Below are 11,032 nucleotides of genomic sequence, written 5' to 3'. Positions count from 1 at the left end.
TTCCAATCGCGTGAGTCGCAGTGGCCGTCATTGGCGCGAAGAAAGCGCCGCGTCTCGATCGACGGCGCCCTGCGACTCCGCAATTGTTAGCGGCGACGAAACCCGCTGGCAAAGGTGTGACCTACTACCCCGCACCCCCAGGAGCGAGGTCCAGACCAGACATCAAATGCCCGAATTGCACCCATGGGCACGTCGCCACTCCACTACCCCGCTTCGTAGGTGATCCAGCTCTCATGGGCGGGCTCACATCCCGCACCCGATTCACCCACCCGACGTGATCGCACCCTCACGCAAAGGGGTACGTAGAGCCGCGACTCCCTGAAGAGAGGACGGGATGTGCCGAGCGACAGTCCGGGGCGCGGTCTGCGGGTGCGGCCGACGTCGTCCTGGTTCACGACCGGCTTCAGCGTGGGGCTGGGGCTGACGCTGGCCTATACGGCCCTCCAGACCGTCCTGCGCATCAGCGGCATCCTCACCCTCCTCCTTCTCTCCCTCTTCTCGGCGATCAGCCTGGAACCCGTGGTCGCCTGGATGACCAGACGGCGCATCCGCCGGGGCTGGGCGGTCACTCTCGCGGTCGTGGGGCTGCTGGGGCTGCTGGCGGGGTTCCTCGCGCTGGTGATCCCGCCCGTGTCCGACGAGGTCTCGGCGCTCGTCGACGCGGTGCCCAAGTGGCTGGAGCGGCTCCACGACCGCAACTCCTTCCCCGGGCGCCTGGAGGCGCGCTACCACCTGCTTGACCGGGCCCGCCGGGAATTCGGGCCGCACGCCGGCACGACGGTGGTGGGCGGGCTGCTGGGCGCGGGGCACATCGTCGTCAGCGCGGTGACGGGCGCGGGGCTGGTCGTCGTCCTGACCGTCTACTTCATGGTCGGGATGGAGCAGCTGAAGCGGTTCGCCTACCGGTTCGTCCCGCTCAGCCGCAGAGCGGCCGCGGTGGAGCTGACCGAGGAGATCCTGCTGCGGGTCGGCCGGTACATGCTCGGCAACGTCGTCACGTCCGTCATCGCGGGGCTCGCCACCTTCGCCTGGTGCGCCGGGCTGGACGTGCCCTACCCGGCCGCGCTCGGTTTCTTCGTCGCCCTGATGGACATGATCCCGATCGTGGGGTCGACCATCGGCGGGTTGGTCGTCAGCCTCGTCGCCCTGGCGGTGTCCTTTCCCGTCGCCCTCGGCACCGCGGGTTTCTATGTCGCCTTCCGGCTGGCCGAGGACTACCTGATCATGCCCAAGGCGATGAGCTTCGCCGTCAATGTGCACCCCATCGTCACGGTCGTCGCCGTCGTGGTCGGCGGAGCACTGCTGGGCATCGTCGGGGCGCTCATCGCCATCCCCGTCGCCGTGGGCATCGGCATCGTGCTCGACGACTCGGTCTTTCCCCGCATCGACCGCGCCTGACCGCGCCACCCGGCACGGTCAGGCGCGGTCGCCGGCCGTCCGGTCGCCCGTTCGCACACCCGGTTCCGCCGGTGGCGGGCATGGCGGCGGGGGCGGTGATCCCGGGTGGTGTAAGCAGGAGCCATGCACCTTCGGCGACCACCCGGGACGCCCCGATCGCCGGGGCGGCCGAGCCGGGCGCTGGTCACCGTACCGCTCCTGATCATCGTGGCCGTCACCGTCGTCGACGTCCTCGCCCCGCCCCAGGTGCACCTCGGCCCCTTCCTCGTCGCCGCTCCCGCCATCACGGCGTCCTTCGCCGGCCCACGCCTGACCGGGGCCATCGGCGTGATCGCCGTCGTGGCCCAGTCGGTCGTCGCCGTGATCCGCACCAGCCTCACCGACCTCAACCACACCCTCCAGATCAGCGCCCTGATCCTGATCTCGGTGATCGTCACCTTCTTCGCCCACCGCCGCGAGCGGCGCGAGAAGGAGATGACCCAGCTCAGATCGGTCGCGGAGGCGACCCAGGGTGTGGTGATGCGGCCGCTGCCCCGGCGGGTCGGCCCGCTGCGCATCGGGTCCGTGTATCTCGCGGCCGAGGCGGAGGCCCGGATCGGCGGCGATCTGTACGCCGCGGCCCGTACGGCCCTGGGCACCCGGCTCGTCATCGGGGACGTGCGTGGCAAGGGCCTGGAGGCCATCGGTGACGCCGCGCTCGTGCTCGGCGCCTTCCGGGCCGCCGCGCACCGGCAGGCCGAGCTGCCGGTGCTGGTCGCCGACCTCGAAGGAGCCCTCTCCTCCGGGCTGGACGACCCGGGCGCGGGGCGGGAGGGGCGGCCGCACCGGGAGGAGGCGTTCGTCACCGCGGCCGTGCTGGACGTGCCCGACACCGAGCCGGCCCTGCGCATGATCAGCTGCGGGCATCCCCCTCCTCTGCTGCTCCGCGAGGGCCGGGTGACCGCGCTGGAGGTGGAGCAGCCCGGGCTGCCGCTGGGGCTCGCCGAGTTCTCCCGCACCGGGTTCGCCGTGGAGTCCTTCGCCTTCGGGCCCGGCGATCTCGTCCTGCTGTACACGGACGGCGTGGTCGAGGCGCGCGACGCCGCCGGCCGGTTCTATCCGCTGGCCGAGCGTCTGGCGTCCTGGCCGGGCGGCAAGCCCGAGGCGCTCCTGCGGTATGTGTGCGAGGACCTGCTCGCCCACTCCGGGGGCTCCCTCGGCGACGACGCCGCTCTGGTCGCCGTCCAGCGACTGACGACCGACGGCACGGCCTCCACGAGCTCCCCGGCGGCATGATCGCCCGGGGCCGCCCCGGGGTCCCGTCATCCGGATTGCGGAGCCCTCTGGAGCGCCGCCCCGAGCGCCTCCAGGGCGGGCAGGGCCGCCATGAGGGCCGTGCGCTGTTCCTCGGGGAGCGACGCCAGCGTGGCGGCGAAGGCCCTCGCCCAGTTCTCCTCGACACGGCGCAGGTCGGCGCGGGCCCGAGCCATGGGCTTCAGCCGTACCGCGCGGCGATCGGCGGGGTCCGGATCCCGGACGAGCAGGCCACGCCCGGCGAGGCCGCCCTCGGGCTCCTCGCCTTCGTGACCCCTCTGGCCACGGACATGTACCTGCCCGCTTTTCCCCACCTGACGGAGGAACTGCCCAGCAGCGCCTCCGGTATCCAGCTGACGCTGACCGCCTTCCTCCTGGGCATGGGCCTGGGGCAGCTGGTCATAGGCCCGCTCTCGGACCGGTTCGGCCGTCGGGTGCCCCTGCTGACCGGCGCCCTGGTGATGGTGGTGGCCTCGGCCCTGTGCGCGCTCGCGCCCTCGCTCGGCGTGCTCGTCGTCCTGCGCTTCGTCCAGGGCTTCAGCGGCTCCGCCGGCGTGGTCATCGGCCGCGCCGTGATCACCGATGCCGCCTCGGGCGACCGGGCGGCCAAGCTCTTCGGCACCCTGATGACCCTCACCGGCCTGGGGCCGGTCGTCGCCCCCGTCGTGGGCGGTGCGCTGACCGAGTCCACCGGCTGGCGCGGCGTCTTCTGGGTCCTGACCGGCGTGTCCGCTCTCGCCCTGCTGGGCGCGGTCGTCTTCGTCCCCGAGACCCTGCCGGCCGGCAAGCGGCACTCCGGAGGTCCGCGCGCCACCCTGCGGGCCATGCGCGGTGTGCTCGCCGACCGGGCCTACCTCGGCTGCACGCTCTCCTTCGGCCTGGCCTTCGCCATGCTCTTCTCCTACATCGCCGGTTCCGCCTTCCTCTTCCAGAAGGTGCTCGGCCTGAGCATCGGCCATGCCTCCCTCGCCTTCGCGGGCGCCGGCGTCGTCGGCACCTTCGCGAGCCTGGCCGGCACCCGTCTCGTCGGCCGCTTCAGCCCCGGCGGGCTGCTGCGCACCGGGCTCTGGGCGATGGCCGTCTGCGCCGCGGCGCTGTGCGCCGTCTCCCTCGCCGGTGTGCTGACCCTGCCGCTCACCATGGCGCTGCTGTGCCTGGTCTTCATCGGCATGCGCCTGGTGACCGCGAACGCCGGAGCCCTGGCCATGGCCCGGGTCCCGCACGCCTCCGGGTCGGGCTCGGCCGTCCTGGGCACGCTTCAGTGCGCGCTCAGCGCCGTGACGGCACCGCTCGTCGGGCTCGGTGGCGAGGACACCGCCGTCCCGATGTTCCTCAGCATGACGCTCTGCGCGGCGCTGTCCCTGCTCAGCCTGCTCCTGACCCGGGGGGCGCCGCCCGTCGGCGCCCCGGCCCCGGCCCCGCGGCGCGAGACCGCCCGGGCCTGACCACGAGCGCTGTCCTGTCCCCCGGCACGCATACGACCGGAGACGACGCGGCGAGCCCCTGATCGCGCTCAGCTCGGGGCCGGGTCCTCCGGGGCGGGTAGGGGCAGAACCGGAAAGAGAGCGGCCCATCGGGCGCGGGCCGCTGCCCGTCGCAGATGCGGGCTCGCCGTGGGGGCGTTGCGTGTACGCCAACCGGTCGGTTCCCCACACACTTCTTTCGAACCACGCGACCGACCGCGCGCAACCCGGTCACCGTCTCCGTACGGTGGCGGCGACCTGTACCGATCGGAGCGCCGAGCAGCAGATGAGCACCCACCCCGCCGACGGCCCGGCTCCCCCGCCCGACGGGCCCGGCCCTGGACCGGCAGTCCCCCCTCGGGCAGTCTCCCGCCAGGAGTTCGACACGCTCTTCGACGCCGTTCGCTCGTGGGGGCGCTGGGAAGCGGCGCCCGACCGGGGGGCCTGGAACCGGGTGACGGACGAACATGTGCGGCGGGCCGCGTCCCTGGTGCGGTCCGGGACCGTGGTGCCGATGGGGCGGCCGTGGGACACCGTGTCCGGGCCGGACAACGCCAGGCCCGCGCTGCACTACATGTCCGACCTCGGCGACGTCGAGGCCTCCGAGCCCGCCACCCACAAGGACTTCCTCGGCGCCGACTACCACGGCAAGGCCGTGAGCCATCTGGACGCGCTGTCCCACGTCGCCTACCGGGGGCGGCTCTACGACGGCGGTGTCGCCCGGCAGCTCGTCGGCGCGGCGGGCGCCCGTTTCGGCGCCGTCTCGGCGCTCGGCCCCCTGGTGACGAGGGGCGTCCTGCTGGATCTGCCCACCGTCCGGGGGCGTGCCTGGCTGGAGCCCGGGGAGGCCGTGGACGCGGCGGGGCTCGCCGCCGCCGAGGCGGCGCTCGGCGCGCGGATCGGCGAGGGCGACGCGGTGCTGGTACGCGTCGGCCGGTACCGCCGTCGCGCGGAGCTGGGCCCCTGGGACGCCGACGCGGCCTGCGCGGGCCTCCACGTGGACGCCGTGCCCCTGCTGGCCGAGCGCGGCATCGCGCTGCTCGGCGGCGACGGCGACAGCGACGTACGGCCGTCGCCGGTGGAGGGCGTCCACTCCCCCGTGCACGCCCTCGCCGTCGCCGCGATGGGGGTGCCGCTGCTGGACAACCTCGATCTGGAGGAGCTCTCGGCGGCCTGCGCGGCGGCGGGGCGGTATACGTTCCTGCTGGTCGTGGCGCCGCTGAACATCCCCGGGGGTACGGGCTCGCCCGTCAGCCCGGTCGCGGTGCTCTGACGTCCCGCCCGGGGGCCGTCGGCCACGGACCGTGGCGGTCGCCCACCCCTGCGTACCCGGCCCTACCATCTGGACGAAGTTCTAAAATGGAACATCGGTGCACCAATGAGGGCGGTGATCCGGATGGGGCTCGTTGCGGACGACATCGGCCCCGTGCTCGCCCGGGACCAGTTCCTCCGTGGCGAGTCGGTCGAGGCGGCCGTGCGCGGCCCGATCCTCAACTCCTGGCAGCGTTCGGTGTCCCTGGGGCTCTCCCCGGACGGCTGCGAGCTGCCCTTCCTCCAGGACCTCGACCTCGACGGCCGGCTCGCCCGCGCGGCCGGGCCCGTCATGGACCGGCTGCGGGAGCGGTTCGCGGGACGGAGTGTGAACGTGTCCCTCGCCGACGGGCGCGGGGCCGTGCTGCAACGCCGCTTCGGCGAGGACTCGATGGCCGGCCGGCTGCCCGCGATCCAGACCGTGCCGGGCTTCGTGTTCAACGAGAAGTTCGCGGGGACCAACGGCATCGGCCTGGCACTGGCCGAGCGACGGCTGATCCACGTCTACGGCGCCGAGCACTTCGCCGAACGCTCCCAGGCCAACGCGTGCTCGGCGATACCCGTGCGGGACCTGCTCAGCGGGCGCATCGAGGGGGTGCTGTGCCTGGGCTATCCGCACACCGACGTGGACGTGTCCCTGGACATCGTCATCGGCAAGGCGGCGGGGGTCATAGAGCAGCGGCTGCTGGATCAGAGCTCGGCGCGCGAACGCGCCCTGCTCCAGGCGTACCTCGACATCCGGCGCCGGCTGCCGGCCGCCGACGGCCGGCCGGGCCCGGCGGTCATGAGCGAGCTGGACTGGCGCGACCGGATGATCCTGGAGGAGCGGGCCACCGAGCTGATCTCCGCCGCCCAGCGGGCCGCCGTCGAGGTGGCCCTGCCCAGCGGCCGGCGGGTCACCCTGGTGAGCCGCCCGGTGACGAGCTCCTCCGGGGTGGAGGGCGTCGCCGTCGAGGCGGTCGTGCCCACATCGGACATGCGCCTCGCCGTCCCCACCGAGATCACCGCCCTCACCGGAATCGCCACCTCCGCCGAGATCACCGCCCCCTCGCCGACCGCCGCCGATACCAACCCGCTCGCCCGTGCCGTCGCCACGGCCCACCCACCGGGCGCCACGACGCGGACGCCCGGCGGAGCGACGGGCGACGCCACGGGGGCCGGCGGGCTCGTGCTCGTGGGCGAGCCGGGGGTGGGCAAGTACGCCGTGGCGGCCCGGCGCCGCCTGGAGCTGCTGTCCGAGGCCAGCACCCGCATCGGCACCACCCTGGACGTGGCCCGCACCGCCCGGGAGCTCGCCGAGATGGCCGTACCGCGCCTGGCCGACTTCGTCACCATCGACCTCCCCGAGGCCGTGCTGCGCGGGGACGAGCCCACCGACCCCACCCGGGACCTCCACCGGACCGTGGTGCACGGCATCCGGGACGACTGCCCGTTCTACCCCGCCGGCGAGCGGGTCCACCTCCAGCCGACCACGCCCCAGCTGCGCTGCCTGACCAGCGGGCGGACCGTGCTGGAACCCGATCTCAGGTCCGCCGCCGGCTGGATCTCCCAGAGCCGCGCCAACGCCCAGCGCATCCTCGCCCACAACGTCCACTCCCTCATCGCCGTCCCGCTCCTGGCCCGCGGGATCGCCCTGGGCATCGCGAGCTTCTACCGAGCCCGCGACCCCGCCCCCTTCGGGGACGACGACCGTTCGCTCGCACAGGAGCTCGCCACCCGCGCCGCCATCTGCATCGACAACGCGCGCCGCTACACCCGCGAGCACGCCATGGTGCTGGCCCTCCAGCACAGCCTGCTGCCGCAGGGCTTCCCCGAGCAGAACGCCGTCGAGGTCGCGCACCGCTACATGCCCGCCGAATCCGGCGTCGGCGGCGACTGGTTCGACGTCATCCCGCTCTCCAGCACCCGCGTCGCCCTCGTCGTCGGGGACGTCGTCGGCCACGGGCTGCACGCCGCCGCGACCATGGGGCGGCTGCGCACCGCCGCGCGCAACTTCGCCGAGCTGGACCTGCCCCCGGACGAGGTCCTCATCCACCTCGACAACCTCGTGGGCCGCCTCGACCGGGAGGAGTGCGGGGACGACCCCTTCTCCGGCATCACCGGCATCATCGGGGCGACCTGCCTGTACGTCATCTACGACCCGACCTCGCAGCGGTGCACCATGGCCCGGGCCGGTCACTGCCCGCCCGCGCTGGTCCGCCCCGACGGCACCGTCACCTTCCCCGACCTGCCCGCCGGACCGCCGCTGGGGCTGGGCGGCCTCCCCTTCGAGACCGCCGAGTTCCACCTGCCCGAGGGCAGCCAGCTGGTCCTCTACACCGACGGGCTCATCGAGGACCGCGACCGCGACTTCGACGCCGCCCTGGAGCAGCTGCGCCGGGCCCTGGCCCACCCGAACCGGCCGCCCGAGGAGACCTGTCAGGCGGTCGTGGAGGCCGTCGTCCCCGAGCACCCCGCCGACGACATCGCCCTGCTCGTCGCCCGTACCCACACCCTCGACCCGCACCGCGTCGCCACCTGGGACCTGCCCGCCGACCCGGCGCTCGTCGCCACCGTGCGCGCCGCGGTCGCCCGCCAACTGGTCGCGTGGGGGCTGGACGAGATCTCCTTCGACATCGAACTGCTGCTCAGCGAGCTGGTCACCAACGCCGTCCGGTACGGCGGCGGCCCCATCCAGGTGCGCCTGCTCTACGACCGCACCCTGACCTGCGAGGTCTCCGACACCAGCAGCACCGCCCCGCATCTGCGCCACGCCGCGACCACCGACGAGGGCGGCCGCGGCCTGTTCCTCGTGGCGCGGCTCTCCCAGGCCTGGGGCACCCGCTACACCGTCGAGGGCAAGGTCATCTGGGCCGAGTGCGCGCTGGAGATGCCCGCGGGGGCGGCCGGTGAATCCCCCGGGCCCGCCCTGGACTCCTTCGGGTCCCTCGGCTCGTTCGACGACATCCCCGCGATCTGACGGTCCATCCGGCGCCGGGGCCGACGAGGGACGTAGCATGTCGGACATGCGGTATCTCGTCCGCATCCGCGGTCTCAGCAAGCGGTTCGGCGGCACCATCGCCCTGGACGCGGTCGACCTCGACATCCCGGCCGGCGGCGTCCTGGCGCTGCTGGGCCCCAACGGCGCCGGGAAGTCCACCCTGATCAAGGTGCTCGCGGGCGTCCACCACCCGGACGCGGGCGAAGTGACCGTCGCCGGGCATCCGCTGGGCACCGAGGCGGCCCGCCGCGCCATGTCCTTCATCCACCAGGACCTGGGCCTGGTCGAGTGGATGACGGTCGCCGAGAACATCGCCCTGGGCGCCGGCCATCCACGCCGCGCCGGACTGATCTCCTGGCGGCGCGTCCGCCGGCAGGGCGCCGAGGCCCTCGGCGTCGTCGCCGCGCACCTCGACCCCGACGCCGTCGTCGCCGACCTCACCCGGGCCGAACGCTCCCTGGTGGCCATCGCCCGCGCCCTGTGCGTCCGGGCCGCGCTGATCGTCCTGGACGAGCCGACCGCCAGCCTCCCGGCGGCGGACTGCGCGCGGCTCTTCGCCGTCCTGCGCACCCTGAGCGACCGCGGTCACGCCGTCGTCTTCGTCACCCACCGGCTGGACGAGGTGGGGGAGGTCGCCGACACCTTCGCCGTCCTGCGCGACGGCCGGGTCGTCCGCCACGGCCCGGTCACCGGCTACCCCACCACCCGGCTGGTGCGTGACGTCGTCGGCCACGACCCCGGACGCCACCACGTCCCCGCGCCCGCCACCGGGCCGGTCGTCCTCGGCCTCGACGACGTCCGCACCGAGCACACCGCGCCCGTGACCCTGCGGCTGCGCGCCGGCGAGGCCCTCGGCCTCGTGGGGCTCACCGGCGCCGGGCACACGACCCTGGGCCGCGCCCTCGCCGGGGCGCGGCCGGTCCTCGGCGGCCGGATCCGGCTGGCGGGCCGACCGTACCGCCCGGACTCCGTCGCCCACGCCGTCGCCGCCGGTGTCGGCTTCGTCAGCAGCGACCGGCAGGGGGAGGGCTGCGCCCCCGACCTGACCGTACGGGAGAACTTCCTGGCCAACCCCCGGGCGGGCGGGACGGACAGCGCCCACTGGATCAGCCCCGGGCCCGAGCGCGCCGAGGCCGCCGCGCTGATCGAACGCTTCTCGGTACGGCCCCGCGGCAGCGAGCGGCCGATCGCCACCCTGTCCGGCGGGAACCAGCAGAAGGTCATGCTCGGCCGGTGGCTGCGGCTGCCCCGGACCCTGCTGGTCCTGGAGGAGCCGACGGCCGGCGTGGACGTCGGCGCCAAGGCGGCGGTCCACCGGCTGCTCCGGGACGCGCTGGCCGACGGCCTGGCCGTGCTGCTCGTCTCCAGCGACTTCGAGGAGGTCGCCGACGTGTGCCACCGGGCGCTCGTCCTCGTCCGCGGCGCCGTGACGGCGGAGCTGGACGGGGCGGCCCTGACCGCCGGCGCGCTCACCCGCGCCGCCTCGGCCATGACACCGCTCACCGGGGACGGACCCGGCGGGGACGGTCCCGGCGGGAACCACGCCACCGGGGCGCCGGGATGACCCCGCCGGGCCCGGGCCGGCGGCTCCTGGCCGGCCGCCTCGGGCACCTCCTCGGCGCCTACGGCCTCCTGACCCTCACCGTCCTGCTGTTCGTCGTCTTCTCCCTCGCCCTGCCGGACACCTTCCCCACGCTCGACAACATCTCCGCCGTCCTGTCCAACCAGTCCATCCCCGCCGCCCTCGCGCTCGGCGCGACGATCCCCATCGCCGCCGGCCGGTTCGACCTGTCCATCGGCTACGGCCTCGGCCTCGCGCACGTCATGACGATGCGGCTCATCGTCACGCAGGGGTGGCCCTGGCCGCTCGCCTGCCTCGTGGTGGCCCTCGGCGGCGCGGCCGTCGGCGCCGTCAACGGCGTCGTCGTCGAATACGCGCGGATCGACTCGTTCATCGCCACCCTCGGCACCGGCAGCGTCATGTACGCCGTCACCGGCTGGATCACCGACGGCGCCCGGGTCGTCCCCGGCCCGCACGGCCTTCCGGCCGCCTTCACCGACCTCTACGACTCCCGGTTCCTCGGCCTCCCCGTCCCCGCCTTCTACGTCCTCGCGCTCACCGCCGTCCTGTGGCTGTTCCTGGAACGGCTCCCCCTGGGCCGGTACCTGTACGTCATCGGCTCCAACCCCCGCGCGGCCGAGCTCGTGGGCATCCCCTCCCGGCGCTTCGTCATCCACGCCTTCACCGTCTCGGGCCTGGTCGTCGGCGGCGCCGGCGTCCTCCTGGCCGCGCAGCAGCAGATCGGCAACCCCAGCGTCGGCATGGACTACCTGCTGCCCGCCTTCGTCGGCGCGCTGCTCGGCTCCACCGCCATCAGACCCGGCCGGGCCAACGCCCTGGGCACCCTCGTCGCCGTCACCGTCCTCGCCGTCGGCCTCGCGGGCATCGGCCAGCTCGGCGCCCGCTTCTGGGTCACCCCCCTGTTCAACGGCGGCACCCTGCTCGTCGCCGTCGGCCTGGCCGGCTACGCCGCGCGCCGACAGCTGCGCCGCCGCCGGGCCGAGCCCTCCGGGGTCACTCCGTGAG

The 11,032-nt window shown here is 74.2% G+C and carries 8 protein-coding genes; 7 read left to right on the top strand and 1 reads right to left on the bottom strand.

The window, feature by feature from the left end; all coding sequences use genetic code 11:
- The first annotated feature begins 336 nt into the window (after window positions 1-336).
- Together AB0E98_RS23950 and AB0E98_RS23945 are read left to right on the top strand one after the other, a co-directional pair.
- Window positions 337-1,398, top strand: a complete 1,062-nt coding sequence (locus tag AB0E98_RS23950) for an AI-2E family transporter (RefSeq protein WP_361705953.1) — start codon at window positions 337-339, stop codon at window positions 1,396-1,398.
- A 123-nt stretch (window positions 1,399-1,521) separates the two neighbouring features.
- Window positions 1,522-2,673 carry a PP2C family protein-serine/threonine phosphatase gene (locus tag AB0E98_RS23945; RefSeq protein ID WP_361705952.1) on the top strand — a complete coding sequence of 384 codons (1,152 nt, stop codon included), beginning with the start codon at window positions 1,522-1,524 and terminating at the stop codon, window positions 2,671-2,673.
- A gap of 26 nt (window positions 2,674-2,699) precedes the next feature.
- On the opposite strand, the gene AB0E98_RS23940 is transcribed toward AB0E98_RS23945, so the two are convergent.
- Window positions 2,700-2,867: a hypothetical protein gene (locus AB0E98_RS23940; RefSeq protein ID WP_361706011.1), complete on the bottom strand. Its 168-nt coding sequence runs from the start codon at window positions 2,865-2,867 to the stop codon at window positions 2,700-2,702.
- Window positions 2,868-2,891: 24 nt separating this feature from the next.
- Between AB0E98_RS23940 and AB0E98_RS23935 the strand changes: the two genes are divergently transcribed.
- The 5 genes from AB0E98_RS23935 (at window position 2,892) to AB0E98_RS23915 (ending at window position 11,031) form a co-directional block, all read left to right on the top strand.
- Window positions 2,892-4,136 (top strand): multidrug effflux MFS transporter, encoded by a 1,245-nt coding sequence (locus AB0E98_RS23935; protein WP_361706004.1) that lies wholly within the window; start codon window positions 2,892-2,894, stop codon window positions 4,134-4,136.
- A 304-nt stretch (window positions 4,137-4,440) separates the two neighbouring features.
- On the top strand, window positions 4,441-5,427 hold the full coding sequence (locus AB0E98_RS23930) for a cyclase family protein (RefSeq protein WP_361705950.1): 987 nt from the start codon (window positions 4,441-4,443) through the stop codon (window positions 5,425-5,427).
- A 123-nt stretch (window positions 5,428-5,550) separates the two neighbouring features.
- On the top strand, window positions 5,551-8,424 hold the full coding sequence (locus AB0E98_RS23925; protein ID WP_361705948.1) for a SpoIIE family protein phosphatase: 2,874 nt from the start codon (window positions 5,551-5,553) through the stop codon (window positions 8,422-8,424).
- Window positions 8,425-8,470: 46 nt separating this feature from the next.
- A complete protein-coding gene (locus tag AB0E98_RS23920) occupies window positions 8,471-10,009 on the top strand; it encodes a sugar ABC transporter ATP-binding protein (RefSeq protein WP_361705946.1) in 1,539 nt (512 codons plus the stop codon).
- Window positions 10,006-11,031 carry an ABC transporter permease gene (locus tag AB0E98_RS23915; protein WP_361705944.1) on the top strand — a complete coding sequence of 342 codons (1,026 nt, stop codon included), beginning with the start codon at window positions 10,006-10,008 and terminating at the stop codon, window positions 11,029-11,031. The genes AB0E98_RS23920 and AB0E98_RS23915 overlap by 4 nt, the downstream gene beginning before the upstream one ends.
- Window position 11,032 lies beyond the last annotated feature (1 nt).

The sequence above is a fragment of the Streptomyces sp. NPDC037389 genome, from assembly GCF_040636475.1.
Taxonomy (GTDB): domain Bacteria; phylum Actinomycetota; class Actinomycetes; order Streptomycetales; family Streptomycetaceae; genus Streptomyces; species Streptomyces hesseae.
This window is presented reverse-complemented; position numbering and strand designations above follow the sequence as displayed.